This is a genomic window from Bradyrhizobium betae, assembly GCF_004123905.1.
Lineage (GTDB): Bacteria > Pseudomonadota > Alphaproteobacteria > Rhizobiales > Xanthobacteraceae > Bradyrhizobium > Bradyrhizobium betae_A.
In genome coordinates, this window is the sequence record NZ_MZXW01000033.1 from 126,860 (window position 1) to 150,271 (window position 23,412).

At 63.2% G+C, this 23,412-nt stretch carries 24 protein-coding genes and 1 pseudogene; 16 read left to right on the plus strand and 9 right to left on the minus strand.

The window, feature by feature from the left end; genetic code table 11:
* The first annotated feature begins 78 nt into the window (after nucleotides 1-78).
* The 6 genes from B5V03_RS24965 (at nucleotide 79) to B5V03_RS24990 (ending at nucleotide 6,141) form a co-directional block, all read left to right on the plus strand.
* Nucleotides 79-840 carry a GntR family transcriptional regulator gene (locus B5V03_RS24965; RefSeq protein ID WP_129273031.1) on the plus strand — a complete coding sequence of 254 codons (762 nt, stop codon included), beginning with the start codon at nucleotides 79-81 and terminating at the stop codon, nucleotides 838-840.
* Between the two features lie 151 nt (nucleotides 841-991).
* Nucleotides 992-1,942, plus strand: coding sequence for a PDR/VanB family oxidoreductase (locus B5V03_RS24970; protein ID WP_129273032.1), 951 nt, complete (start codon nucleotides 992-994; stop codon nucleotides 1,940-1,942).
* 18 nt (nucleotides 1,943-1,960) lie between these two features.
* Nucleotides 1,961-3,301: an aromatic ring-hydroxylating dioxygenase subunit alpha gene (locus B5V03_RS24975; protein ID WP_129273033.1), complete on the plus strand. Its 1,341-nt coding sequence runs from the start codon at nucleotides 1,961-1,963 to the stop codon at nucleotides 3,299-3,301.
* Nucleotides 3,298-3,774 carry an aromatic-ring-hydroxylating dioxygenase subunit beta gene (locus B5V03_RS24980; protein WP_129273034.1) on the plus strand — a complete coding sequence of 159 codons (477 nt, stop codon included), beginning with the start codon at nucleotides 3,298-3,300 and terminating at the stop codon, nucleotides 3,772-3,774. The genes B5V03_RS24975 and B5V03_RS24980 overlap by 4 nt, the downstream gene beginning before the upstream one ends.
* A 7-nt stretch (nucleotides 3,775-3,781) precedes the next feature.
* A complete protein-coding gene (locus B5V03_RS24985) occupies nucleotides 3,782-5,398 on the plus strand; it encodes an ATP-dependent acyl-CoA ligase (protein WP_129273035.1) in 1,617 nt (538 codons plus the stop codon).
* A gap of 11 nt (nucleotides 5,399-5,409) precedes the next feature.
* Nucleotides 5,410-6,141, plus strand: coding sequence for an SDR family NAD(P)-dependent oxidoreductase (locus B5V03_RS24990; protein WP_129273036.1), 732 nt, complete (start codon nucleotides 5,410-5,412; stop codon nucleotides 6,139-6,141).
* On the opposite strand, the gene B5V03_RS24995 is transcribed toward B5V03_RS24990, so the two are convergent.
* From B5V03_RS24995 to B5V03_RS25010, 4 genes are read right to left on the minus strand one after another with little or no spacing between them, the layout of a single operon-like run.
* Entirely contained in the window at nucleotides 6,138-6,620 is a 483-nt protein-coding gene (locus tag B5V03_RS24995) for a MarR family winged helix-turn-helix transcriptional regulator (RefSeq protein ID WP_129273037.1), read from the minus strand. The two genes, B5V03_RS24990 and B5V03_RS24995, sit on opposite strands and share 4 nt — an antisense overlap.
* Before the next feature lie 26 nt (nucleotides 6,621-6,646).
* The gene (locus B5V03_RS25000; protein WP_129273038.1) at nucleotides 6,647-7,114 is read right to left on the minus strand and encodes a MarR family winged helix-turn-helix transcriptional regulator; all 468 of its coding nucleotides are present in this window, start codon (nucleotides 7,112-7,114) and stop codon (nucleotides 6,647-6,649) included.
* The gene (locus B5V03_RS25005) at nucleotides 7,114-8,673 is read right to left on the minus strand and encodes an indolepyruvate oxidoreductase subunit beta family protein (protein ID WP_129273039.1); all 1,560 of its coding nucleotides are present in this window, start codon (nucleotides 8,671-8,673) and stop codon (nucleotides 7,114-7,116) included. The genes B5V03_RS25000 and B5V03_RS25005 overlap by 1 nt, the downstream gene beginning before the upstream one ends.
* On the minus strand, nucleotides 8,670-10,829 hold the full coding sequence (locus tag B5V03_RS25010; RefSeq protein WP_129273040.1) for an indolepyruvate ferredoxin oxidoreductase subunit alpha: 2,160 nt from the start codon (nucleotides 10,827-10,829) through the stop codon (nucleotides 8,670-8,672). The genes B5V03_RS25005 and B5V03_RS25010 overlap by 4 nt, the downstream gene beginning before the upstream one ends.
* A 126-nt stretch (nucleotides 10,830-10,955) precedes the next feature.
* On the opposite strand from B5V03_RS25010, the gene B5V03_RS25015 reads away from it, so the two are divergent.
* The 5 genes from B5V03_RS25015 (at nucleotide 10,956) to B5V03_RS25035 (ending at nucleotide 15,298) form a co-directional block, all read left to right on the plus strand.
* Complete coding sequence (locus B5V03_RS25015) at nucleotides 10,956-11,972, plus strand: carbon-nitrogen hydrolase family protein (RefSeq protein WP_129273041.1); 1,017 nt, start codon at nucleotides 10,956-10,958, stop codon at nucleotides 11,970-11,972.
* A gap of 112 nt (nucleotides 11,973-12,084) precedes the next feature.
* The gene (locus B5V03_RS25020; RefSeq protein WP_129273042.1) at nucleotides 12,085-13,191 is read left to right on the plus strand and encodes a cupin domain-containing protein; all 1,107 of its coding nucleotides are present in this window, start codon (nucleotides 12,085-12,087) and stop codon (nucleotides 13,189-13,191) included.
* Nucleotides 13,192-13,233: 42 nt separating this feature from the next.
* Nucleotides 13,234-14,142: a fumarylacetoacetate hydrolase family protein gene (locus tag B5V03_RS25025; RefSeq protein ID WP_129273043.1), complete on the plus strand. Its 909-nt coding sequence runs from the start codon at nucleotides 13,234-13,236 to the stop codon at nucleotides 14,140-14,142.
* Nucleotides 14,142-14,579, plus strand: coding sequence for an acyl-CoA thioesterase (locus tag B5V03_RS25030; protein WP_129273044.1), 438 nt, complete (start codon nucleotides 14,142-14,144; stop codon nucleotides 14,577-14,579). The genes B5V03_RS25025 and B5V03_RS25030 overlap by 1 nt, the downstream gene beginning before the upstream one ends.
* A gap of 98 nt (nucleotides 14,580-14,677) precedes the next feature.
* Nucleotides 14,678-15,298, plus strand: a complete 621-nt coding sequence (locus B5V03_RS25035) for a hypothetical protein (RefSeq protein WP_245502336.1) — start codon at nucleotides 14,678-14,680, stop codon at nucleotides 15,296-15,298.
* A 41-nt stretch (nucleotides 15,299-15,339) separates the two neighbouring features.
* Here the strand turns inward: B5V03_RS25035 and B5V03_RS25040 are convergent, their stop codons facing one another.
* The 4 genes and pseudogenes from B5V03_RS25040 to B5V03_RS25055 all read right to left on the minus strand — a co-directional run bounded on the left by B5V03_RS25040 (nucleotide 15,340) and on the right by B5V03_RS25055 (nucleotide 17,879).
* Nucleotides 15,340-15,870 (minus strand): VOC family protein, encoded by a 531-nt coding sequence (locus tag B5V03_RS25040; protein WP_129273046.1) that lies wholly within the window; start codon nucleotides 15,868-15,870, stop codon nucleotides 15,340-15,342.
* Nucleotides 15,871-15,973: 103 nt separating this feature from the next.
* Nucleotides 15,974-16,822, minus strand: a complete 849-nt coding sequence (locus tag B5V03_RS25045) for an alpha/beta fold hydrolase (protein ID WP_129273047.1) — start codon at nucleotides 16,820-16,822, stop codon at nucleotides 15,974-15,976.
* 51 nt (nucleotides 16,823-16,873) lie between these two features.
* A pseudogene (locus B5V03_RS25050) lies at nucleotides 16,874-16,969 on the minus strand (short-chain dehydrogenase/reductase); the annotation flags it as partial.
* A gap of 10 nt (nucleotides 16,970-16,979) precedes the next feature.
* Nucleotides 16,980-17,879, minus strand: a complete 900-nt coding sequence (locus B5V03_RS25055; protein WP_129273048.1) for an NAD(P)-dependent oxidoreductase — start codon at nucleotides 17,877-17,879, stop codon at nucleotides 16,980-16,982.
* A 143-nt stretch (nucleotides 17,880-18,022) separates the two neighbouring features.
* Here B5V03_RS25055 and B5V03_RS25060 point away from each other — a divergent pair, with 143 nt between their 5' ends.
* From B5V03_RS25060 to B5V03_RS25080, 5 genes are all read left to right on the plus strand, one after another.
* Complete coding sequence (locus tag B5V03_RS25060; RefSeq protein WP_129273049.1) at nucleotides 18,023-18,883, plus strand: LysR family transcriptional regulator; 861 nt, start codon at nucleotides 18,023-18,025, stop codon at nucleotides 18,881-18,883.
* A gap of 410 nt (nucleotides 18,884-19,293) precedes the next feature.
* Entirely contained in the window at nucleotides 19,294-19,620 is a 327-nt protein-coding gene (locus tag B5V03_RS25065; protein ID WP_129273050.1) for a PadR family transcriptional regulator, read from the plus strand.
* Nucleotides 19,621-20,193: a DUF1700 domain-containing protein gene (locus B5V03_RS25070; RefSeq protein WP_129273051.1), complete on the plus strand. Its 573-nt coding sequence runs from the start codon at nucleotides 19,621-19,623 to the stop codon at nucleotides 20,191-20,193.
* 19 nt (nucleotides 20,194-20,212) lie between these two features.
* Nucleotides 20,213-21,130 (plus strand): GIN domain-containing protein, encoded by a 918-nt coding sequence (locus tag B5V03_RS25075; RefSeq protein WP_129273052.1) that lies wholly within the window; start codon nucleotides 20,213-20,215, stop codon nucleotides 21,128-21,130.
* 45 nt (nucleotides 21,131-21,175) lie between these two features.
* Entirely contained in the window at nucleotides 21,176-22,162 is a 987-nt protein-coding gene (locus tag B5V03_RS25080) for an alpha/beta hydrolase family protein (protein ID WP_129273053.1), read from the plus strand.
* 79 nt (nucleotides 22,163-22,241) lie between these two features.
* Here the strand turns inward: B5V03_RS25080 and B5V03_RS25085 are convergent, their stop codons facing one another.
* Complete coding sequence (locus tag B5V03_RS25085) at nucleotides 22,242-23,153, minus strand: alpha/beta hydrolase (RefSeq protein ID WP_164988260.1); 912 nt, start codon at nucleotides 23,151-23,153, stop codon at nucleotides 22,242-22,244.
* Between the last annotated feature and the right edge of the window lie 259 nt (nucleotides 23,154-23,412).

Genomic DNA, 23,412 nt, shown 5'->3' on the forward strand with positions numbered 1-23,412 from the left:
CGGCGGCTCATTTCTATATTCTATAAAGAAATAGACGATGGACGCCGACTGCTGTCAATTCCAAAGAATGAGGCATACGTGACCGGCAAACAGGCAAAGGCAGCGACCAGCGGCGCCACGAGCTTGCCGGTTCCGCTGTATGAGCACGTCAAGCGGCAGATCGCCGAGGCGATCCTCGTTGGGGAATTATCCCCCGGTACGGTCCTGCCCGGCGAAGTCGCGCTTGCGGCGCGGTATGGTGTTGCGGTCGGTACCATCCGCCGCGCGCTGGCGGACCTGACGGCCGACGGCATGCTGGTGCGCCGTCGCAAGACCGGAACGGTCGTGACCGGTCGCGCGCCGCAGCATAGCCTTCGCTTCTTCTTTCAGTATTTCCGGCTGCACGGTGAGAACGGAAGCCTGCAGCGCTCCGTGCCCGAAGTGCTGGCCGTGGCGATCCGGCCGGCAAGCTCCGAGGAGGCCGCGCTGTTCTCGGAAGCCACCGGAGAGCCGCTGATCTGCCTCCACCGCATCCGGCGCATCGGTCGCGTCCCGGTCATGCATTCGCGCATCAGTCTGGTTGCACGCCGCGTCCCGGATTTCCCCCACTCCGCGGCGCGCGTGCCGGCGCTGCTCTATCTTCACCTGCTCGATGCCTATGGCATTCGTATTACCGCCATCCGCGAAAAGCTGCTGGCTGAGCTCGCGGACGCGGAGGATCGGCGTCTGCTTGGGCTACGATCGCCGAGTGCCGTGCTGGTCATCCGTGAGGAAGCCTACGACCAGGCCGGGACGTTGGCGCTGCTCAGCGAGCACCGCGCGACGACCGCGCATCATCACTATGTGAACGAGACCCGCTGACGGCCCGAACCGTCCTGGTCGGTTTCCCGGCCCGCCGCGGAAGGCGCGCAGGCGTTCGCCGCGGGCCGCGATATGGGCCCCATCCGGCGATTGACATGGAATTATTACATGTCTAAAAATATGCAAATACATATAATCGTGAGATGCCTGGATGGACGTGCATCCGCTCAAGCTCAAGGTAAGGTCGTGGTCCGCGGAAACCCCGCTGGTGCGGAGCCTTGTGTTTGACGTGGAGGCGGGCGCCGCGCCGCAATGGCAGGCGGGCGCACATGTTCGCGTGGCGCTCCCTGACGGAGGCGACCGGCCATATTCACTGATGGCCTTGCCGGGGCTTCCCGACGGGGCTCTGGCGCTTGGTGTCCTGCGCGAGCAGGCCTCGACCGGAGGCTCGCAATTCATGCACGCGCTGAAGGTCGGCGATGTCGTGAGGGCCACCGCGCCGGTCAACAATTTCGGTCTGCACAAGGAGGCGTCGCCCGCGCTGCTGTTTGCCGGTGGCATCGGCATCACGCCCATCCTGTCGATGGCGGCTGAGCTGAAGGCCCGCGGCAATCCATATCGTCTGCACTATGCCGGCCGCGCGCGCGGGACGCTGGCGTTCCTGCCGCTATTGCAGGAGATCTGCGCGGACAGCTTCTCCATCCATCACGACGACGACGCCTCCCGCCTGGATCTTGCGGCAGCGCTCGGCGATGTGCCGGTCGGCCGCCACATCTACGTCTGCGGCCCCATGGGCATGATCGACGCGGTGAAAGCGGCGGCGCTGGCCAGGGGCATCGCGCCGGACCACATTCATTACGAGCTGTTCAAGGCGGAGCAGCCGAACACGCCGGACGCGCCGTTCGAGGTCGAGCTCAAGTCGAGCGGGCAGGTCGTCACCGTCGCAGCCGGCCAGACCATCATCCAGGCGCTGGAGGCCGCCGGTCTCGACGTTCTCTACGACTGCCAGCGCGGCGATTGCGGCATCTGCCAGTGCGGCGTGATCTCAGGCATTCCCGATCATCGCGACGTCATTCTCAGCGACGACGAGAAGGCGTCCAACACGGTCATGCAGATCTGCGTGTCGCGGGCGAAATCGGAGCGGCTGGTGTTGGATCTCTAGCAGGAGGCAAGGGGCGTCATGGACAGGTACCGGAATAATGCCTTTGCGGTCGAGGCGCTGGTGCGCGACACCGAGGTGCATCGCGACGTCTATGTCGACCCCGAGATTTTCGAGCTCGAGATGGAGCATCTGTTCCCCAACAGCTGGATCTATGTCGGGCATGCGAGCCAGTTGGCGAAGCCCGGCGATTTCATCACTGCCAATATCGGCCGGCAGCCGGTGCTGGCGAGCCGCCACACCGACGGCGCCATCCACGTCTTCTACAACCGCTGCCCGCACAAGGGCGTGAAGATCGCGTCGGAACCCTGCGGCAACACCGGAAAGTTCTTCCGCTGTCCCTATCACGCCTGGTCGTTCAAGACCGACGGCTTGCTGCTCGCGATTCCCCTGAAGAAGGGCTACGAGGGGACGGGGTTCGGCGATGCGCGCGCCAACGAAGGGCTGTCGCGGATCAGGAACGTCGTCGTCTACCGCGATTTCATCTTCGCGCAGCTGAACGACAACGGCGTCTCCTTCGCGGACTATTTCGGTGAGAGCCTCTCGACCATCGACAACATGGTCGACCGCTCGCCGGAGGGGAAGCTCGCGGTCGTGGCAGCGCCGATCCGCTACATGCACACCTGCAATTGGAAGATGCTGGTCGAGAACCAGACCGACACCTGCCATCCGATGGTGGCGCATGAAAGCTCGGCCGGCACCGCGGTCAAGGTCTGGAAGCGCGAGCAGGGGGATTCCACGGAAACGCCGATGGCGGTGCAGCTCTACGGTCCCTTCATGAGCCCGTACGAATTCTACGAGCAGAGCGGCATCAGGATCTGGCCGAACGGCCACGGCCACACCGGCGTCGCCAACTCAATCCATTCGAATTATTCGGACATCGAAGGCTATCTCGGCCAGATGGTCGCGGCCTATGGCGAGGCGCGCGCGCACGAGATCCTCGGCGATGTCAGGCACAACACGGTGTATTTTCCCAACATCATGGTGAAGGGCGCCGTCGCGATCCTGCGTAACTTCATTCCGATCGCGGTCGACAAGACGCTGGTCGAGAGCTGGGTCTATCGCCTGGTCGGCGCGCCCGACAAGCTCTATGAACGCGCGTTGATGTACAACCGCTTCATCAACGCGCCGACCTCGATCGTCGGGCACGACGATCTCGAAATGTATGAACGCGCCCAGGAGGGGCTGAAGTCGAACGGCAATCAATGGGTCAATCTGCAGCGCCTCTATGAGGCCGGTGAGCAGGCGGACGTCACCGCCGTCATCAACGGCACGTCCGAGCGGCAGATGCGGAACCAGTTTCATGCCTGGGCCAAATTCATGACCATCGACATGGACAAGCGCGTCGAGGCCGCGGAATGATCACCGAGAAGAACATCACGGACTTCATCTATCGCGAGGCCGATCTGCTCGATACGATGCAATGGCAGGCCTGGCTTGACCTGTTTCATCCCGAAGGGCGTTACTGGATGCCGCTAGAATGGCAACAGCAGGACCCGGTGCTCCAGCCGTCGCTGATGTACGAGGATTTGCTGCTGTTGAAGGTGCGGGTCGAGCGCCTCGCCGGCGAGCGGACTTTCAGCCAGAAGCCGAAAAGCCGCTGTCACCATCTGCTCCAGGCGCCGCAGATCGTCGCGTGCGATCCGGAGGCCGGATCGTTCAAGGCGCGGACCTCCTACATTTATAGCGAGACGCGCGGCGACATGCTGGAGCGTTTTTCCGGATGGGCCTCGCACGATCTCGTTCAGGTCGATGACGGCCTGAAGATCAAGCTCAAGCGCGTCGATCTCGTCAATTTCGACGCTCCGTTCGGCAACATCCAGCTTTTCATGTGAGAATGCCTTGACCGCTGCGACCACCGTCTACGCACGCTTTCGCGAAACCGCCCTCCGGAACAGTGAGGCGGGCTTCCTCAATGTCCTGCCGGAAACCGCCGGGATCTACGGCATCCCTGCGGGCGAAATCTCCTATCGCGCCATGCTCGAACGGGTCGAGCATTGGCGGTCGGCGTTTGCGAGTCGGGGCTATGGCGAAGGCCACCGGGTCGGTCTTCTGCTCCGGAACCGGCCGGTATTCATCGAGCTGTGGTTCGCGCTGAACGCGCTCGGCGTCTCCGTCGTGCCGATCAATCCCGATTTGCGAACGAGCGAGCTCGAATACATCATCTCCCATTCCGAGATGAATGCGGCCTTCGTGGTTGCGGAGCGGCGCGCCGAGGTCGAGACGGCAGCGCGTCAGGCCGGCCGCGCCATTGCAGTCATGACCGACACGGATGAGGTTCCTCCGCCGTTCGGCGGCGCGCTGGCTGCGGCCGCAGGCGACGGCACGACCGAATGCGCGCTGCTCTACACATCAGGGACGACGGGGCAGCCGAAGGGCTGCGTGCTCACCAACACTTATTTCCTGCATTCCGGAAACTGGTATCGCGACGTCGGCGGCCTGTGTGGGCTGAAGGCCGAGGGCGAGCGCATGATCACGCCGCTGCCGTTGTTCCACATGAACGCGATGGCGGTGTCGCTGATGGCGATGCTGTCGGTCGGCGGCTGCCTGACCATGCTCGATCGCTTCCATCCGCGCAGCTGGTGGCAGTCCGTGCGCGACAGCCGCGCCACATGCCTGCACTATCTCGGTGTGATGCCATCGATGCTGATGAGTGCGCCTGAAACCGATCAGGACAAGGCCCACAATGTGCGGTTCGGCTTCGGCGCCGGCGTGGACAAGCTGCTGCACGCGCCGTTCGAACAGCGGTTCGGCTTTCCCCTGATCGAAGCCTGGGCGATGACGGAGACCGGCAGCGGCGGCGTGATCGCCGCCAATGTCGAGCCGCGCAAGATCGGTACCAGCTGCTTCGGCCGTCCCGCGGGCGAGGTCGACATCCGCATCGTCGACGAGAGCAGCAATGACGCGCCGGTGGACATGCCGGGCGAGCTGCTGGTGCGGCGGGCCGGTGCAGATCCGCGCTACGGCTTCTTCCGGGAATATTTGAAAAATCCGCAAGCCACCGCTGAGGCCTGGGACGGCGGCTGGCTGCACACCGGCGACATCGTTTCGCGTGATGCGGACGGTGATCTGCATTTCGTCGACCGCAAGAAGAACGTGATCCGCCGATCCGGCGAGAACATCGCCGCGGTCGAGGTCGAGTCCGTTCTCAACCGCCATCCCGCGATCCGCCAGGCGGCGGTTGCGGCGACGCCCGACCAGGTGCGCGGCGATGAGGTCGCTGCCGTCATTATCGCCGAGCAGGCCGGTGTCGACCGTGCGCTGGCCGAGGACATCGTCCGTTGGAGCCTGGAGCAGATGGCCTATTACAAGGCGCCCGGCTGGATCTGCTTCGTCGACAGCCTGCCGCTGACCGCGACCGAAAAGATCCAGCGCGGCGGGTTGAAGGATTTTGTGGCGAAGCTGATGGGCGAGGGCGCGTTCATCGACCTGCGCGATCTCAAGCGGCGGCAGGTCTGAGGGTATCGATCATGAACGCGATCCGCACCACACTCGTCACCGGCGGCAATTCCGGAATCGGTGAAGCGCTCGCCAAGAGGCTCGTCGAGAAAGGCCAGCGCGTCGTCTCGGTCGGGCTCGAGAAGCCCGCCTGGACTCATGATCTGCTAGCCGCCTATTGCGCCGATCTGACCGACATCGAGCAGACGCGCGCCATCGCGCAAGAGATATGCAGGGATCACGTGATCGACTGCCTCGTGCACAATGCCGGCATCATCCTGCCGAACCTGCTCCAGGATGCAAAACCCGAAGACATCCTGACGCTGGCGCAACTGCATCTGGGCGCGCCGATGCTGTTGACCCAGGCGGCGATGGCGGGGATGCGTGCGCGCCGCTTCGGCCGCGTCGTTTTCGTCTCCTCGCGAGCCGCGATGGGCGCGCCGACGCGCTCGGCCTATTCCGCGACCAAGGCCGGCGTGCACGGCATGGCGCGGACCTGGGCGCTGGAACTTGCCGCCGATGGCATCACGGTGAACGTCGTCGCACCCGGGCCGATCCTGACCGAGAATTTCTGGGGCATCATCCCGAAGGGCTCGGAGCAGCAGGAGCGGATGGCGCGCAACGTGCCCGTCGGCCGGCTCGGCTCGCGCGAGGATGTCGCCCACGCGATCGAGTTCTTCCTCGACGAGCGCTCCGATTTCGTCACCGGCCAGGTGCTCTATGTCTGCGGCGGCACCAGCCTGGTCGGGCTGGGTCCGAGCTAGATCTGGTTCTGGCGGATATTCTCGACCATCTTCGCCAGCACGCGGCCACAGATTTCGATCTCGTCGGGGTCAATGCCCGCGATCAGCCGGTCGTAATTGGTCGCCATGATCGGCCAGATCTTGCGCAGCAGCGCTTCGCCGTCCGGCGTCAGCGCCACCACCCGGCGCCGCTGGTCTTCCTCCGCGATCTCGCGCATCACGAGGCCCGACGACACCATGGACTCGACCATGCGGCTCGCGGTCGATTGCTCGGTGACCGCGAGAACGGAGATCTCATTGACGGTCAGGCTCTTGTAGATGAACAGCACCGACAGCGTTCGAAACACGACATTGTTGATGCCATGCTCGGTGAGATCGCGGTTCTGGTCCAGGTTCCAGCGATTGGCGAGCCGGTTGAACAGATACGGGATGTAGCTTTGCAGCTGCTCCCTGGTCCGGGGCGGACCCGATTTCCACCTGCTCTTGGAATCTTTGGCCATTATCTTTTGCGTCTTTACTTTTTGCTTCAGGGGCGAATTTTCGAGGAGAGGGAGCGCAGCACCGATAATGCGGCGTCCAGCTCCCGGGCCGGAATGTTCTCCAGCCGTTTGCTGAGATGTTTTTTGTGGATTTCGGCCGCCTTGCGGAACAGCTGCTCACCCTTGGGCGTCAGGCGCACGATGAACGAGCGCCGGTCCTCGCTCGACATTTCCTTGCTGATGAGGTCATCGGCCAGCAGGCGCTGCACCAGCCCCGAGACGTTGCCGCCGGAGACTTTTAGATTTTGCGACAGCTGCCCGAGCGCGAGGCCGTCCGGGTAACGATCGAGCTGGGCCAGCACGTCGAACTTCGCCAGCGACAGCCCGAACTCCGCGCCCAGCATCGCGTTCAGCGACGCAAAGATCTCGCCGTGCAGCGACAGCAGCTGAAGCCAGAGCCGGGTTTCGATCTGCCCATAGGCGGGACCAATGTTCTCTTTGAGTGCTGCCGGCATCACGCAAAACTCTTGATGGTCTGGATCACGCCGTCGAGCTCCTTGCCCGGGCCGTCCTTCAGCGCCGCCTCCCGCAACCGCCGGGCCCAGTCGGCGGCATCGTCGCGCCGCTCCACCAGCTTGATCGCAGCCAGCGTCTTGTCGAATTTCGACAGCCCGCGGCTGTGGGTATCGGAATATCCCTTCACCAGCCGGCGGCATTGCAGGATTTCGACGCCGAGCTGGTAGTTGGTGCCGACCGCCGCGGTCGCGGCCCTCAGCCATTGGTCCCGATGATCAGTCTCGACCGCATGACGCAGCGAGCGGCGGCGCAGGCCGCGCAAGCCCCCCACCACATAGAGCGCCATGAACCACGGCAGCGAATAGGTTCGCACCCGGCGCCCCTTGTTGACGCGGCGGTCGAGCCAGCCGAGCAGGCGCGGCTTCGCGCCAAGCCAGCGGCCAAAACCTGCCGGCAGCATGCCCATGACCTCTTCCATGCGCGGATGCATGAATTCGGTGGTGTGAAGCACCTGGTCTTGCGACAGCTCCAGCTCGCTCTCGATCCGCGTGCGACGACTGGCGCGGGTCTTGAGGTCGGCGACGCGGATGACGTCGTCATAGCTCATCGCATTGGCGAGATGTTTTGCCGCGGCCTGCGTGAAGGCGTAGCTCTTGTCGGCGCCGCCGGCATTCCGGTCGGCAGTGGACAGTTTGCCGAGGATGTCGAGATATTCGCTGCCGTAGGCGACGTCCTGGAAGTCGACCACCTTCCTCAGGCCGGCCCGCGCCATCGCCTGCGCCGGCTCCGGCAATTCCTGCGTCAGCCGCGCGACAAGCCCACCGAGTTCAGGATCGAGCGGCGCGGGCTTTGTGCTGATCTGCGCCCGCTCGGCCGGTGCCGCAACCTCCGCAGGCCCGGTCTTGACGCGATCAAAGGCGGCATCAAAGGTCTCGATGCTGGCCTTTGCACCCTTGCCGCCGGCGCGGATCACGTCGAGATAGTTTTCGCGGCTGAAGGGCAGCACATCAGCCGCGGCGAGCGCACCGAACATTGCCGCCGAGATGACGCTGCCATGCGCGATCGCCAGCGCATTCAGGTCGAAGATGATCTCGGTCTTGGCGGCAATGCCGATCGCGCCGGTCACGGCGCCGTCGTCGGCAATGCCGTTGCCCGGCGCGACTTTCTCGCCGATCGCAAATGAGCGGTGATTGGAGGCGATCAGCGTCGTGCGCTCCGGCGTCACGAGGCCGCGCAGGATCGAGCGGCCGGCCTCCATGAATTCCGCCGCCATCACCACGTCGACGTCGCCGGGCGTCGGCATCAGCGACAGGATCGGCTTGCGGCCATCGAGCAGTGGCATCGCCTCGATGTAGTAGATCGTGGCGCCGGTGCGCTGGGCAACACCGGGCACCGACGTCGATTGCGCGGCCCAGCCGTGGTTTTCGGCGAGCTGCACGATCCAGTCGGTGAGGACGCCGCCGCCCTGGCCGCCCATCGCGACGATCGCGATCGAGATCGGCCGTTCGGTCGCTTCACCCGCGGCGGGCAAGGCTAGCCGTACCGTCTCGTCTCTCATGCCAGCGCCTCGAGCGCGGGACGCCGGCGGTCGCGCCGCCGTTGCAGCCAGGAGATCACGGACATCACGATTTTCGATCTGAACTTGTCCCATCGGCTCGGATTGTGGATGACGTCGGCGCGGTAGAACGAGGGGCAGAGCACGGCAGCTTCAGCGACCTCGCCGCAATTGCCGCATCCGACGCAGGAATTGTCGATCGCCGCGACCGGATCGTCGCGCAGGGGATCGTCGAGCTGTTTGACGGAGAGCGACGGGCAGCCGGACAGGCGGATGCAGGCATGGTCGCCGGTGCAGACGTCCTCATCGACACCGAAGCGCTCCTTCACGATGCGCGCGCCGTCCTTGATCGCCTTGTTGATCTGCGGCTTGACGCGGCGCTGCTTGTTCAGCATGCATTCGGAGGAGGCGACGATGACCTTGGGACCTTCCTCCTTGGTCGTGAGCGCTTCCTTCAGCGTGTCGCGCATCTTGCCGACATCATAGGTGCGGTCGAGCTGGCGGACCCATTGGCCGCCGATGCCCTTCACCGCCTGCGTGATCGAGTTGTTGGTCTTGCGCCGCTTGTTGGCCGCACGCGACGACAGGATGTCCTGACCGCCGGTCGCCGACGTGTAGTAATTGTCGACGATGACGAAGACGCCGTCATGCTTGTTGAAGACGGCATTGCCTATGCCGCTGGTCAGGCCGTTGTGCCAGAAGCCGCCGTCGCCCATCACGGCGATCGAGCGCTTGTCGGCCTTGACGTTGAAGGCCGAGGTCGAGGCCGGCCCGAGGCCAAAGCCCATGGTGGTCGCGCCGATGTTGAACGGCGGCAGGATCGAGAACAGATGGCAGCCGATATCGGCCGAGACGTGGTGCTGGCCGAGCTCTTCCTCGACCAGCTTCATCGCCGCGAAGATCGGCCGCTCCGGGCAGCCGGTGCAGAGACCGGGCGGACGCGCCGGCACCACCTGCTTGAGTTTTTCGACCGCGGGATGATTGAGCACGGGCGCCGCATCGGGCGCCGGCGGCCGGTTACCGAGCAGCCGCGGCTCGGTCTTTTCCAGAAAATCCCTGACGCCGCCGAGCAGCACCTGCGCGGTGTAGTCGCCGCCCATCGGCAGCACGTCCTTGCCATGCACGCGTGCCTGGATATCCCTGCGGCGCAGCACGGTGTTGATCGCCTGCTCCAGATATTCCGGCTGGCCCTCTTCGACGATCAGCACAGCCTCCTTGTCGAGGCAGAACTCCGCGACCTCCGTGTCGATCACGGGGTAGGTGACGTTCATGACGTAGAGCGGCACTTGTGTGTTGCCATAGGCGTCCGACAGCCCGAGATATTGCAGCGCGCGGATCACGTTGTTGTACATGCCACCCTGCATGATGATGCCGACCTTGCCCTGCTTCGGCCCCATCCATTCGTTCAGCCTGTTGTCGCGGACGAAGCTGACGGCCGCGGGCAGCCGCGTCCGGATTTTCTCCTGCTCGTGCTCATAGGCCGCTGGCGGCAGCACGATGCGGTTGACGTCGCGCTTGGGGTTGTTGAGCGCGTCCTTGATGGTGTGCGCCGGCTTGACGTTGTCCTTGCAGGCGAAGCTGCCGTGCATGTGGCAGGCGCGCACGCGGACCTCCAGCATCACCGGCGTGTTCGAGACTTCCGAGAGCTCAAAACCCTTCTCGATCAGATTGACGATGCATTCATGGTCGGGGCGCGGGTCGAGCAGCCAGATCTGTGACTTCATCGCAAAGGCGTGGGTCCGCTCCTGCATGATCGAGGAGCCCTCGCCATAGTCCTCGCCGACGATGATCATGGTGCCGCCGGTGACGCCGCCCGAGGCGAGGTTGGCCAACGCATCGGAAGCGACGTTGGTGCCGACGGTGGACTTCCAGGCCACCGCGCCGCGCAGCGGATACATCACCGAGGCCGACAGCATGGCGGCGGCCGCCGCTTCGTTGGCGGAGCTCTGGAACACGACGCCGAGATCGTCGAGCACGTCCTTGGCATCCGCCAGCACGTCCATCAGATGCGAGATCGGCGAGCCCTGATATCCCCCGACATAGGCGACACCCGATTGCAGCAGCGCTTTGGTGATGGCGAGGATGCCTTCGCCGCGGAAAATGTCGCCGTCGCCGAGCCGGAGATCCTCGACCTCACGAGCAAAGGAACGTTCAGCCATTGCACCCTCCAGAAATATGCGATAGCATACGTTTACATGTAAAGTAAGTCAACGCCGCGCCATGCTATCACGCCCGTGGAGCTCTGCTCTGAAAGCGGACCATGAGCCGGCGACAGGGTAGGGCCCATGCTGAAGCTGCCTCGCTTTAGAGCCGCCGCCGTCCAGGCCTCACCCGTCTATCTCAACCCGGGCGCGACCGCCGACAAAGCGGCTTCACTGGTCCGTGAGGCAGCCGCCAACGGCGCGAAGCTCGTCGCGTTCCCGGAAGTGTTCGTTCCCGGCTATCCCTATTGGAACTGGATCACCGATCCCGTTACGGGCAGCGCGTGGTTCGAGAAGCTTGCGAAAGCGTCAGTGCTGGTGCCGGGTCCGGAAATCGATGTCGTCAGGAAAGCGGCACGCGATGCGGGCTGCTACGTCGTGCTCGGCGTCAACGAGCGCAGCCCGGTGTCGCTCGGCGCGATCTACAACACGCTGGTGTTCATCGGGCCGGATGGCGCGCTGCTCGGCAAGCATCGCAAGCTGGTGCCGACCTGGGCAGAGAAGCTGACCTGGACCGGCGGGGACGGATCGAGCCTGCGCGTCTATGATACCGCGATCGGACCTCTCGGCGCGCTGGCGTGCGGTGAGAACACCAACACGCTCGCGCGCTTTGCGCTGCTCGGCCAGGGTGAGCTCGTGCATGTCGCCAGCTACATCTCGCTTCCCGTCGCGCCTCCCGACTACGACATGGCGGAGGCGATCAAGTTGCGTGCGATCGCCCATTCCTTCGAAGGCAAGATTTTTACGGTCGTCTCCTGCTCGACGGTCTCGGAGGAGATCATCGCGACGATGGAGACGATCGTTCCCGATGCACGCGCGCGCTTGCAGCGCAAGTCGAGTGCGTTCTCCGGCATCATCGGCCCCGATGGCCGCGTGGTTGGCGACGCGCTGATCGACGACGAAGGCATCGTCTACGCCGACATCGACCTCGAGCGCTGCATCCAGCCGAAGCAGATGCATGACATCGTCGGGCACTACAACCGCTTCGATATTTTCGATCTGCGGGTCAACCGCCGGCCGCAGGCGCCGCTCGGCTTTGCGGAGGGTGAGGACGATGTCGCAGAGCAGGGCTTCACGCCGATTCCGCTCAGATCGGAATAATGGTTTGGGATACGCTGACTTGAAGCATGGTGCTGATACTTCCACGGCCGTCATGGCCGGGCCTGGTCATCGTGCTCTAGCTCAAACGACGAGACAGGACTTGGAGGATAGCATGCGCGAGAACATCATCGGCCGGGCCAATGTCGAGGACACCCCCGAGCTCAAGGCCTATTACAAGGACCTCGAAAAATACGAAGCCGGCGCGCTCTGGACGGTCGCCAACAAGATCGAGCCATGGGCGCCGCAATCGGCGTCCGTTCCCGTGCTCTGGCGCTACGAGGATCTGCGTGAGCACGTGCTGCGCTCGGTCGAGCTGGTGTCGCCGGAAAAGGCGGGACGGCGGGTGATCTACCTGAACAATCCCGGCCGCCGCGAGGTGTCGGCCGCGGTCGGCTGGCTCTATTCGGGACTCCAGGTGATGCATCCCGGCGAGGTCGCCAGCGCGCACGCGCACTCGGCCTCCGCGCTGCGCTTCATCATGGAAGGCGCGGGCGCATACACCATCGTCGACGGCCACAAGATGACGCTCGGCGCGCGCGATTTCGTGCTGACGCCGAACGGCACCTGGCACGAGCACGGCGTCGATGCGAACGGCTCGGTCTGCATCTGGCAGGACGGGCTCGACATCCCGCTGGTCAATGCGCTCGAAGCCAATTTCTTCGCCGTGCATCCGAAGATCCAGCAGGAGGCCTCCGGCTATCCCGTGGACGGCACGACCAAGACCTGGGGCAATCCCGGACTTCGGCCGGCCGGTTCGACATGGTCGAAGGGCTATTCGCCCATGTTCAAATATGAGTGGGAGCCGACCTACGAATCCTTGCAGAAATATGCCGCCGCGACCGACGGCTCGCCCTATGACGGCATTCTCATGAACTATGTCAATCCGGTCACGGGCGGGCATGTGATGCAGACGATCGGCGCCAGCATGCAGCTGCTGCGGCCGGGCGAAAAGACAAAGTCGCACCGCCACACCGGCAGCTTCCTCTATCAGGTCGCCAAGGGCAGCGGCTATTCGATCATCGCCGGCAAGCGTCTGGATTGGGAGGAGCGCGACATCTTCTGCGTGCCGTCCTGGGCCTGGCACGAGCACGGCAATGCGTCGTCGCACGAGGACGCCTGCCTGTTCTGCTTCAACGATCTGCCCGTCATCGAGGGTCTCGGCTTCTACCGGGAGGAGGCCTATGGCGACAATGCCGGCCACCAGCCGGTGGCCGCCTGACGTCCTCTTGCAGAACTCAACCGAAGAGCTGGATATAACTTCATGCGCCTTGTCACTTACTCCTTGGGCTCCAGTGGTGCCCGCCTCGGGGCCCTCGTTGATGGCTTGGTCGTGGACGTCGAGCGCCTCGGCGCCTCGCGCGGCCTTGCCTGGCCGAGCGACATGCTGTCGTTCATCGACAATAGCGTGACCTTGCTGCCGGCGCTGCGAGACTATCTGGAGAGCGGCAGTGGACGCTTGCCGAGTGGCTCCGCCGTTCCGGTCGAGGATGTGAAGCTGCAAGCGCCGATCCCGCGCCCGCGCAAGAACATTTTTGGCATCGGTCTGAACTACCGTGAGCATGTCGCGGAATCCGCCAAGAGCCTGGATACCAGCAAGGAGCTGCCGAAGCAGCCGGTGGTGTTCTCGAAGCCGCCGACGTCGGTGATCGGCCCCGGCGCTGCAATTCACCACAACGCAAAAATGACGCAGCAACTCGACTGGGAGGTCGAGCTCGCCGTCATCATCGGCAAGACCGCGACGCGTATCACGACCGAGAAGGCCATGGACCACGTCTTCGGCTATTCGGTGATGATCGACATTTCCGCGCGTGACAATCGCCGCGCCGGCCAGTGGATTTTTTCCAAGGGCATGGACACCTACGCGCCGTTCGGCCCCTGCATCGTGACCGCTGACGAGATTCCCGATCCGCATGATCTCAGGCTGTGGCTGACCAAGAACGGGATCATGAAGCAGGACTCCAACACCAAATACATGATCTTCGACATCCCGGTCCTGATTGCGGACATCTCGTCGGGCATGACGCTCGAGCCCGGCGACATCATCGCGACCGGGACGCCCGAAGGCGTTGGCGCGGGGAGGAGCCCGCAGGAATGGCTGTGGCCGGGCGACGTCTTGGAAGCCGGCGTTGACGGCGTCGGTGTCATCCGGCATCCGGTTGTCGCCATCTGATGGCGTCGTTCTCGTTCGATCGCGAGCTGCGGTTCGGTGATTGCGACCCTTCCGGGATCGCGTACTTCCCGTCGTACCTGAACATTCTCAACGGCGTCGTCGAGGATTTCTGGGCAGGCATCGGCTTTCCATGGCCGGAATTGATCACGGTCCGAAAAATCGGGACGCCCACGGTGCACCTCACATGCGATTTTTCGCGGCCATCGAAATTCGGCGATGTCCTAAGCTTTGGCTTGGGCATCAGCAAGGTCGGCGGCTCGTCGCTCCATCTGGGCCATGTCATATCAGGCGCCGATGGCATCCGTTGGCGCGCGCGCCAGATCCTCGCCGCGACCTCGCTGGTCGATCACCATGCCATTCCGTGGCCCGATGACGTTCGCGCGGCTCTCGTGGCGCATGTGAGCGTGGGCGAGGGCACCGAGGCAACGCCAGCATGATCTCGCTCTTCATGACATTCTCTGATCCCACCGGCGAACGGCGAGTTCTTCCTGACGAGGTTGGCGCCGTCGCAGAGTTGGTCGGATCGATCCAAGACATGACCGAGGGCCTGCTGTTCACGCCGCTCGAACAGTCGGTCGACCATCCCTACAAGGCCGATGGTTCCGGCCCCGTGTTTGCGCTTCAGCTGCGGTTTGCCGACCTGTTCGCTTGCGAGGCGGTGATGGACCGCGGCAGTGTCCTTGCCGGCCTCGCGACCGGTGCCGGACTATCCGACCTCACCGGACTGGACGTCACGCACCAGGTCATGCTGACACGCGCATTTCCCGTCGATGTCGCAGATTATCCGGCAGGAACGACAACGCCGTGCAGTTACCTCGTCCATTATCCCGGGCCTGCCGAGGACATGAACGCCTGGAATCTGCATTACCTGGAGCATCATCCCTCGATCATGCGAACCTTTCCAAATGTCCGCCAGATCGAGATCTACACCCGCATCGACTGGGTCGACCGGCTGCCGTCGAACCGCGTCGAGCACATGCAGCGCAACAAGCTGGTGTTCGACAGCCCGCAAGCCCTCGCGCACGCGCTCGGCTCCGACGTGATCAAGCACATGCGCGCGGACTTTGTGAAGTTTCCGCCGTTTGCGGGCGGTAACAAGCATTTTCCGATGCTGACGCGGGTGGTGCGGCCGGGCGCTAGATTGCCGAGAGCGTGAAGACCAGAGCGTAAGCAGTCGGGTCCCTTTTCGCGCCCGGCTCAGTCCTCGTCCTGCCACCTGCGCAGATCCGTCTGGTCGTGATAGGCCATGCGGTCCGGCGTGGTGATGAATTCCATCGTCGTGCCCCACGGCATGCGGCAGTAGCAGACCTTGTTTCCAGGACCTTTCTCGGTTGCATAGGGAATAGCGCGCGGCGCGGTGAGGGGTGTGCCTCCCGCCTTCTCGAAGCGCTCCACCGATGCGTCGATGTCGTCGGTGTAGAGAGCGAAGTGCGTGATGCCGAAGTCGCTCGCCCGGATCGGCTTGGCTTGCTCGGGACCGTGCATTTCGAAGAGCTCGATATCGGGTCCGGTTCCGATCTTGACCATCGCCTGCGCACGCACGATCGTTCCGGGAAAAGCGCCGACGGCCCGCTCGAATTCGGGTCCCTGCCGCGGCGGATCCTGCGGTCCGAAGGACTGATAGATCACCTGGCCGCCGAAAGCTTCCACCAGGAACGATTTTGCTGCTTCGATGTCGGGCACGGTGATGCCGATATGATTGACGCCGCGAATGACGGGTGCGGTCATGACGGTCTCCATTGTTATTTATTCGATCCATCGCGATCGCTGCAGGCGCAATTCGCCCGCAGCCTCGCGATCTGCCCGGCCCACGAGGCGCGGGCGCCGAGTTTCAATTGGCCTTGAGGAACTCGATCAGGGCGGCTGCGACTTCATCCGGCTGCTCGTCCGCGACATAGTGGCTGCACCGCGCGATCGAGCCGCCCGTCACATTGGTGGCGAACTCCTTGAGCATCGGCACCATCTGCGCACCGAACCGCTGGTCCCCACCCAGGCCAAGCACCGGTATCTCGAGCGGCTGCTTCTTGTACTCGAGCGCAGTCGCATCGTCCGCGGCGAGGGTGCGGTACCATTCCATGCCGCCACGCGTGCGGCCGGGAAGCGCCATCGCCCTGGCGTAGATCTCGATGTCCGCCGGATTGAAGGTGCTGTGATCGTAGAACCGCTCTGCCATGAAGGTCGAAACATAGTCATATTCACGGCCATGAATCAGGCGCTCGGGCAGGTCCCGGTTCATATGGAAGCCGAAGTGCCAAAGCCTTGCGGTCGTCGCCTCCCATCCGGTCCAGCCGGGAAGCGGTACATCGAGGACGATCAGGTGGGTAACAGCTTCCCGATAGATGGCGGCCTGCGGCAAGGCGACCATTCCGCCGATGTCATGTCCGCACACGGCGTAGCGTTCATGCCCAAGGGCAACCATAACTTCATGCGCGTCGCGGGCCATCGTCGCCTTGTCATAGCCGTCGAGCGGGCAGTCGGAAAAGCCCGCGCCGCGCAGATCCATGGCCACCACGCTGAAATGCTTGGCCAGCGGCGGCATCACCTTGTGCCATTCCCACCATGTTTCCGGCCAGCCGTGAAGCAGAAGGATCGGCGGGCCTGAGCCTCCCGTGACGGCGTTGATCTTGATGCCATTCACCGGCACCAGTTGCTGGGTAAACCCCTTCAAAGTTGCGATCATGATCGCCTTCCAGTCAGATGTTGACGTTCAAACAGAGCTCGTGGGCAGCGCTCAGGGCTGGTCGAAATCGGTGGCGATCGTGATGTCGCGGCAGGCGTCGATATCGCTGCGGAAGGCAGCCAGCTTTCGCTCGGCGATCGCGTGCGCGGCCAAGTTCTCATGACTTCTTCTCCGAGTTGTTTTCAGACGAAGCCACGCTTTCGCCGCCGCGCACCGTCATATCGGCCATGATCGACCAGTCCTTCTCCCCGAGGCCCGCCGACACAGCTTTGCTGAGCCCCTCGCGGACAGCTTCAAGCATCGGGAGCGTGCGTCCGATCTCGTTGCTGGCCTCAGTCGCCAGGCGCATGTCCTTGAGAGCGAGCTTGGCTTTGAAACCCGGCTCGAATGATCGTTCCGTGATCTGCGCGCTGTAGCTCTCATAGGCGCGGCCCGAGAACAGGGTCCCCAGGATGAGTTCAAAGAAATCCGCACGGTCGAGGCCGACGCTCTCGGTCAGCACGACACCCTCAGCCATGGCCTCGATGGCCATGGCGATCATCATGTTGCAAGCGAGCTTTGCCGCATTCGCCCGAGCGGGGTTCTCCCCCAACTTCCAGACCTTTTTGCTGAGCGGGGCGAGCAGCGGCTCGATCGCGGCAATCGCATCGGCCTTCCCGGCCGCCAGGATGTTGAGCTGGCCACGCGCCGCTACGTTCGGGCGACCGAGGACCGGCGCGGACACATAGCCAAGGCCCGCCTCTTTATGCAGGAACTCCAGTTCCCGCGCGAATGCGACCGAGATCGTCGATGTGACGACATGGGTCAGCCCTGGTTGCGCGCTTGCGAGCAGGCCGGCATCGAGGATCACCTCCCGAATGGCAATGTCGTCGGACAGCATCGTGAAGACTGCGTCAGCCTGGAAAGCATCCGCCGCGAGTTCGACAAGCGTCACCCCGGGGACGCTATCCTGGGCGACCTTGCTACGGTTCCAGGCCCGAACATCATGGCCTGCCTTCACCAGGTTCAGGGCCATTGCCGAGCCCATACTGCCGAGACCGATGAAGCCGATCTGCATGTTCTATCTCCTGTTGTTCGGGTCAGAGCTGTGCGTCGAATCGGACGCAGGCTGCTGGGCGATGACAGGAACCTAGGTGCTTAGATTTGTTCTTTAACTGACATAACTGTACTATCGGCGTTCAGTTTTGTGTGGGTGTTGAGATGGAGTGGAGTGACGTCAGAATCTTTCTTGCTGTTGCGCGATCCAGCACGCTTGGCGGCGCCGCGCGTTCTCTTCGGACGAGCCATCCGACGGTTGGCCGGCGCCTTCGCGCACTTGAGCAGGCGATCGGTCACGCGCTCTTCCAGCGCACAGCGGACGGTCTTGTTCTGACCGACGAGGGCCACGGGATCATCGCGCTGGCCGAGCAAATGGAAGAAGGTGCGCTGGCCATGGAGCGCCGGCTTGCGGGGCAGGAGCAGAATCTCAAAGGCAGTCTGCGTATTACGTCAGCGGACTGGTTTGGGGCCTATGTCCTCCCTCCAATCCTGGCGGATTTCTCGAAAGCCTACCCCAATGTCGATGTCGAGATCCTGACCGGCACGCGCCGAGTCAACCTTGCCCAACGGGAGGCCGACGTCGCTTTTCGTATCGTTCCCTTCGATACTGCCGATGTCGTTCAGCGGCGGCTCTTCAGACTCGAATACGGCGTCTACATCGCCGAGGAAGCGGTTGATCCCAAATATGGCGATGGGACCGGTTTCCGCCTGATCACCCATGACACATCCACGGGACATTTCCCTGACATCGCGTGGCTCGTCGAGAGTTTCCCCAACGCGAGACCGGTCCTTCGATCGAACAATCGCAACGTCCAGGGGCGCATGTGCAGGCAAGGCGTCGGCATCGCCGTCCTGCCCCGCGTGGTCGGCAATCAGATCCCGGGTATCCGCAGACTGGAACTGCCGACGCCGCCGCCAGCGCGAGACATTTGGATGGGATACCACCGGGACCTGCGGCGCCTTGAGCGTCTTCGCGCGTTCATCTCGACGGTATCGGACCATCTCGTGAACGCGACGGGATGATAAGCGGCCCGGAAATGACTCAAGGCTCCCGGAGAAACTCCAAGGTCGCTGCAGCTCGTCTCGGCCGGTCGCTCCTCGGCGATCCAGTGTCCGGTTTCGTTGGATTCGCTATTGCGGTGACAGTGCACTCAATAGCCTTCGACCCGCTTCAAGCCCGGCAAGCGCGGACCGAAGCCAACGCTGTCTGATGGCGATGATCGTAATTCACGGCATTTCCGAAACGGGCCAATTCCGGACGTAGCAGGGTTGTCGGCCCGATCCTGAGATGACGGCCGGCCGTCCTTTCCCCCGCCGGGGAAACATCAATGCTCTGACTGCGCTCGCGCTTTGAGCGACCACCCTTTACATGTACCTTGCAATAACAGGTACCTTGCGATATTCTCTTCGGATTGAGCAACCGTGCGGCCGCAATGACCGAGTCCACCAATCAGATCCAGCTCAAGAAAGGCGCGCTCGAATTATGCGTGCTGGCGCTGTTGGCGCGCGGCGAGAGCTATGCCTACGAGATTGCCAGCGCGCTCGCCTCCGGCGTCGGCATGGGAGAGGGAACGATCTATCCCCTGATGCGGCGCATGCAGGACGACGCGCTGGTCGAAACCCGACTTGCCGAATCGAACAGCGGACCACCGCGCAAATATTATCGGCTCACCCCGGCCGGCCGCGCGGCCTTCGCGGCGCAGAAGCGCGAGTGGCGCACGTTCACGCATGCCGTCAACCAGTTGTTGGGAGAACGCTGAATGGACCGCGTCGCCTTCTTGACCATCCTCAATGACGGACTAGCCGGGCTCCCGGCGCGGGAGATCGACGAAATCATCGCCGACTACATGTCCTACTTCGACGAGGCCCTGACCTCCGGGCGAAGCGAGGCCGAGGTGGCTGCGGCACTCGGCGATCCACGGCGGCTGGCGCGCGAGTTGCGCGCCGAAACGGGGCTACGCCACTGGGAAAATCACCGCAGCCTGGGCAATTCCGCCGCCGCCCTGCTGGCGCTCGGTGGATTGGCCACGGTCGATATCCTGTTGCTTCTGCCGCTGCTGTGCGCCGTGACGCTGATCATGCTGGTGGTCGGCCTCGTCATCCTCGCGCTCGGCATCGTCGGCATCGGATTGCTGCTGAGCCTGGTCAAGGTCGGCCACTTCGCCTCAGTCGCAGCGATGCTGCCGCGCGCGGTGGCCGGCATCGGGCTGATCACCGGAAGCGTCGGCGGCGGCGCGCTGCTGCTGTTGGCGCTGAACGGCGCGGTGAAGATGCTCGGGAACTACGCCCGGCTGCACTATCAGCTGCTCAAGCCGGAACAGGACCCAACCTAGCGCGTATCGGAGGTTCGCCATGAACAGACGTCTTATGAGGATTGCACTGGTGTCGCTGAGCATTGCGGCCGCTTGCGGGATAGTCACGGTTCTCACTTCGGCAACCGGCTGGATCGACGGCGATGCTCGATCCTGGGCCGCCCCGTTGCGAACCTGCGCGTCGGCGAAAAAGACTAGCTCGGGCGAGCGCCGCACCGTCGATCTCGATTGGGGCGGTAGCGACGCCATCAAGATCAAGATTCCGGCGAAGGTGCATTATCAGCCAGGACCCAAGCCACAGGCCAGCGTCAGCGGGAACGCCGATCTGGTCGATCATGTGCGCCTACACGACGGCGCGCTCGCGTGGGACACTGTGGAATGGGACAATCTTGTCGATTGCTTTCCAGCGGACGATCTCGTCGTCCAGCTCGCCGGTCCGGCCGTCACCGCATGGACGTTGAATGGTTCAGGCGAGCTCAACCTCGCCGACCTCAAGCAAGATGTGTTGCGCATCACCCTGCACGGCAGCGGCGTCGTCACGGCAAGCGGGGAAGTCCGCGAGGCCTCGCTCGATGCCGCAGGCTCCGGACGTGCCGACCTCGGCCGGCTTGTCACCCAGACGACCATCGCGAACATCCACGGTAGCGCCACCCTCAAGCTCGCCGACATCAAGCAGGACGTGCTGCACGTCACCATGCACGGGAGCGGCTTCGTCACCGCCAGCGGCTCGGCCAAGAACGTGTCGCTCGAGTCCGCCGGCTCCAGCCGCGCCGACCTCGGTCGGCTGATCGCGGACCGAGCCAGCGCGCAGATTCACGGCAGCGGCGACGTCGACCTCGCTCCGCGTCAGGACGCCGATATCTCCGTCTCCGGCAGCAGCGTGGTGAAACTGCACGGCACTGTGGCGCGGATCAATTCGCACGTGTCCGGTTCAGGTGCGATCAAGCCGGTGCCCTAAGCTGTTTGCATTTAGATGGCCGCGCGTAACAGGGAGAAGGAGTCAATGCAAGCTTCCAGCCAGGTTTTCCGATTGCTTTCCGTCATCGGCTTCTGCCTCACAGCAACGCTTGCGCAAGCTGCAGGCTTACGATCGATCGATATTCCCGCCGACGCCGATGGCCCGGCGATTCACGGCATGATCTGGTATCCTTGCGCCGAAACGCCGGGAAAGAATCCTGTCGGCGTTTTCATCTTGCCGGGAGTAAAGGACTGCCCACTCGCGGGAGACCACCTTCCGCTGGTCGCCGCCTCTCATGGGCGAGGCGGCTCGTTTCTCGGCAATCATGACACCGCCGAGACCCTCGCGGACAACGGTTTCGTGGTCGCAGCCATCAATCATCCCGGCGATACCGCGCAGGATCTGAGCCGTTCCGGCGACCTCTCAGTCTTCATCGAGCGGCCTGCCGACATCAAGCGGCTGATCGACTTCATGATCGGTGCCTCGTCGTTCGCCGCAAGAATCGATCACGATAGAATTGGCTTCTTCGGCTTCTCGCGTGGTGGATATACCGGCCTCATACTGCTTGGCGCCGATCCGGATTGGGCCGGAGTCGCATCGAACTATTGTCAGCAAAGCCAGCGGCCGTTCTGCCAACAAATCCTGAGCAAAGGATACCCGTCACAACCCCTCACGCACGATCCGCGGATCAAAGTCGCGGTGCTTGCCGATCCGTTGGCCATCTTCTTCTCGGCGGACAGTCTGGCGCAACTCAAGGCGCCAGTCCAACTCTGGGCGTCGGAACGGGGCGGTGACGGCGTGCTGCCTCGCGATGTCGCCGCCGTGGACGCAAACCTTCCGGCACAACATGACTATCGCATAGTTTCGAATGCCGGGCATTTCGCCTTCTTCCTGTGTCCACCAGCGCTGGTCCAGGCTCAGCCCGAACTCTGCGCGGATGCCGTGGGATTCGACCGCCTCGCATTCCATGCAGAGTTTAACGCTGACGTGCTCGCATTCTTCCGGAAATGGCTGGCCCGGCCAGCGGAGTGAGGCCGCACATCATGATCAGGTAGGTCGTTGAGATGCGCATGTCCGTTTCGGGTCACCAGAAGCGACGTGCACTACTTTGTCATCGGCCAAAAGCCGCATCGAGAAATTTGAACGTGGGAAGCATCTGCGTGGCCATGAAGGCCGGATCCTCATGACCGGCACCCGACAAAATCGTGAGGGTGGATTTCGCCCCCTTCTTCAGCAGTTGGTCGTTGAGCCGGATCGCTTCGACCACGGGAACGCTGGTGTCGGCATCGCCATTGGCGATCAGGACTGGCGGGATGAGTTTTGCTGCAGAAATGTAGTGAGCAATGCTTAAGTCGCCGACCTCGATCGCACCGTACCAGATGACGGCGGCTTGGATCGCGCCGGAAATGCCGGGGTCACCGAGGGCCGGGTCGTCGAAAATCGTCGGATCGTCTCCGGTCGCCGCCAGCATCGCGGCGATGAAGCCTCCGGCCGAATTGCCCCAGACTGCGAACTTTCCGGGATCAAGACCGTACAGCGCCGCATTGGCGCGAAGAAAACGCACGGCGGCCTTGCCGTCTTGAACGGCGGGGCGGGCAAAATCGACAAAATGATCGCCGGGACGGCGAAGGAGGCGGTAATTGAGGCTGGCGACCGCATAACCTTCGCGGGTCAGCGCGGCGACATCTGGGACTTGGATCTGATAAGGCCCGTCTGGCCCTTTTGGTTTGGGTGCAGGGCCGAAATTGCGTCTGGGCATCGAGCTCTTGTCACCGACACGGAAACCGCCGCCGTGAATCCAGATCACCAATGGTGCCGGCCCGTTTTTCACCACAGGCAGATAGAGATCGAGCTTCTGTGACGGTGACTGGGTCGCATAGGGAAGATCGGAAAAAGTTGGTTCTATGGCCTGGGAGTACTGATATTCGACCGGACCGGGCGAGGTCTCCCCGCCAAACGCCGGACTCACGGAAAGAACCGAGAGCAAGATTGTTGGTACCAACAGGCCCAGTCGGAAATCCATCAATAGGCCCCCAGTGCACTCAATTGACCCGCTCCGGTTCAAGCCCGGCATGCGTAGGCCGGAGCCAGCGCTGTCCGACGGTGATATTAATGCACTCTCACCGTAATTCGATAGCAGAGGTCGGAGTTGGGCCGATTGTGTTGAAAAAGGCGACTGTTGCGACGCAGAGGGATCAGTGATTCAGTCAGTCTAATTGGCAGGACTGAAGATCATGATGGGACATCGGCAAGTCGAACAGGCTGCGTTGTTCTACGAGTTC

What these genes read in the sequence shown, in the direction of transcription:
- B5V03_RS24970 (WP_129273032.1), top strand. Translation starts at nt 992, where the DNA reads ATGGACGTGCATCCGCTCAAGCTCAAGGTAAGGTCGTGGTCCGCGGAA.
- B5V03_RS24975 (WP_129273033.1), top strand. Translation starts at nt 1,961, where the DNA reads ATGGACAGGTACCGGAATAATGCCTTTGCGGTCGAGGCGCTGGTGCGC.
- B5V03_RS24980 (WP_129273034.1), top strand. Translation starts at nt 3,298, where the DNA reads ATGATCACCGAGAAGAACATCACGGACTTCATCTATCGCGAGGCCGAT.
- B5V03_RS24990 (WP_129273036.1), top strand. Translation starts at nt 5,410, where the DNA reads ATGAACGCGATCCGCACCACACTCGTCACCGGCGGCAATTCCGGAATC.
- B5V03_RS24995 (WP_129273037.1), bottom strand. Translation starts at nt 6,620, where the DNA reads ATGGCCAAAGATTCCAAGAGCAGGTGGAAATCGGGTCCGCCCCGGACC.
- B5V03_RS25000 (WP_129273038.1), bottom strand. Translation starts at nt 7,114, where the DNA reads ATGCCGGCAGCACTCAAAGAGAACATTGGTCCCGCCTATGGGCAGATC.
- B5V03_RS25005 (WP_129273039.1), bottom strand. Translation starts at nt 8,673, where the DNA reads ATGAGAGACGAGACGGTACGGCTAGCCTTGCCCGCCGCGGGTGAAGCG.
- B5V03_RS25010 (WP_129273040.1), bottom strand. Translation starts at nt 10,829, where the DNA reads ATGGCTGAACGTTCCTTTGCTCGTGAGGTCGAGGATCTCCGGCTCGGC.
- B5V03_RS25015 (WP_129273041.1), top strand. Translation starts at nt 10,956, where the DNA reads ATGCTGAAGCTGCCTCGCTTTAGAGCCGCCGCCGTCCAGGCCTCACCC.
- B5V03_RS25020 (WP_129273042.1), top strand. Translation starts at nt 12,085, where the DNA reads ATGCGCGAGAACATCATCGGCCGGGCCAATGTCGAGGACACCCCCGAG.
- B5V03_RS25025 (WP_129273043.1), top strand. Translation starts at nt 13,234, where the DNA reads ATGCGCCTTGTCACTTACTCCTTGGGCTCCAGTGGTGCCCGCCTCGGG.
- B5V03_RS25030 (WP_129273044.1), top strand. Translation starts at nt 14,142, where the DNA reads ATGGCGTCGTTCTCGTTCGATCGCGAGCTGCGGTTCGGTGATTGCGAC.
- B5V03_RS25035 (WP_245502336.1), top strand. Translation starts at nt 14,678, where the DNA reads ATGACCGAGGGCCTGCTGTTCACGCCGCTCGAACAGTCGGTCGACCAT.
- B5V03_RS25040 (WP_129273046.1), bottom strand. Translation starts at nt 15,870, where the DNA reads ATGACCGCACCCGTCATTCGCGGCGTCAATCATATCGGCATCACCGTG.
- B5V03_RS25045 (WP_129273047.1), bottom strand. Translation starts at nt 16,822, where the DNA reads ATGATCGCAACTTTGAAGGGGTTTACCCAGCAACTGGTGCCGGTGAAT.
- B5V03_RS25055 (WP_129273048.1), bottom strand. Translation starts at nt 17,879, where the DNA reads ATGCAGATCGGCTTCATCGGTCTCGGCAGTATGGGCTCGGCAATGGCC.
- B5V03_RS25060 (WP_129273049.1), top strand. Translation starts at nt 18,023, where the DNA reads ATGGAGTGGAGTGACGTCAGAATCTTTCTTGCTGTTGCGCGATCCAGC.
- B5V03_RS25065 (WP_129273050.1), top strand. Translation starts at nt 19,294, where the DNA reads ATGACCGAGTCCACCAATCAGATCCAGCTCAAGAAAGGCGCGCTCGAA.
- B5V03_RS25070 (WP_129273051.1), top strand. Translation starts at nt 19,621, where the DNA reads ATGGACCGCGTCGCCTTCTTGACCATCCTCAATGACGGACTAGCCGGG.
- B5V03_RS25075 (WP_129273052.1), top strand. Translation starts at nt 20,213, where the DNA reads ATGAACAGACGTCTTATGAGGATTGCACTGGTGTCGCTGAGCATTGCG.
- B5V03_RS25080 (WP_129273053.1), top strand. Translation starts at nt 21,176, where the DNA reads ATGCAAGCTTCCAGCCAGGTTTTCCGATTGCTTTCCGTCATCGGCTTC.
- B5V03_RS25085 (WP_164988260.1), bottom strand. Translation starts at nt 23,153, where the DNA reads ATGGATTTCCGACTGGGCCTGTTGGTACCAACAATCTTGCTCTCGGTT.